Source organism: Mycobacterium angelicum (assembly GCF_002086155.1).
GTDB lineage: Bacteria > Actinomycetota > Actinomycetes > Mycobacteriales > Mycobacteriaceae > Mycobacterium > Mycobacterium angelicum.
This window is the reverse complement of the sequence record NZ_MVHE01000239.1, coordinates 1-676: the sequence shown is the minus strand read 5'-3', so window position 1 is coordinate 676 and position 676 is coordinate 1. Positions and strand designations below refer to the sequence as shown.

1 protein-coding gene is annotated in these 676 nt (G+C 70.9%); it reads right to left on the bottom strand.

The genetic code is table 11. From position 1 onward, the window contains the following. Positions 1 to 676 (bottom strand): beta-ketoacyl reductase (locus BST12_RS29190; protein ID WP_139802075.1); only part of this gene is annotated, 676 nt, incomplete at both ends.

The window sequence follows — 676 nt, the reverse complement described above, 5'->3', positions numbered from 1 at the left end:
AGGCCGGTGTGCTGGGCCAGGGCGTTGCGTAGTTCCAGGGCGGTCAGGGAGTCGATGCCGAGGTCTTTGAAGGGCCGGTCGGGGTCGAGGCTGGCCGGGTCGGGGTGGGCCAGCACGGTCGCGGTGGTCGTGATGACCAGCGCCAGCAACGTATGACGTTGCTGGTCGGGGCTTTGAGCGGCCAGTCGGGTGGCCAGGCTTTGCCGACCGCCAGAGGATGCGGCCTGGGGTCGCGCGGTGGTCAGTGCGGACAGGATCGGGGGCAGCGTGTTGTGACGGGCCTGGCGCGCCAGAGCCCGGGAGTTCAGTGGCGCTGGCAGTAGGGCGGGGCGGGGGTGGGCCAGAGCGGAGTCGAACAGGGCCAGGCCGCGATCGGGGGTGATGGGGTTCCAGGCGGTGCGGGTGACGCGGGCTTGGTCGACCTCGTTGAGGTGGGCGGTCATGCCCGAGGGGCTGTCCCAGTATCCCCAGGCCAGGCTGGTCGCACCGGGCCGGTGGTGGGCCAGGGCGTCCAGCACCGCGTTGGCCGCGGCGTAGTTGGCCTGGCCGGGATTGCCCAGGGTGGCTGAGGCCGAGGAGAACAAGACGAACGCGGCCAGCTCGCGCTCGGCGGTGAGTTCATGCAGATGCCAGGCGGCGTCGGCTTTGGCGCTCAGCACGGTGTCGAGTTGGCTTT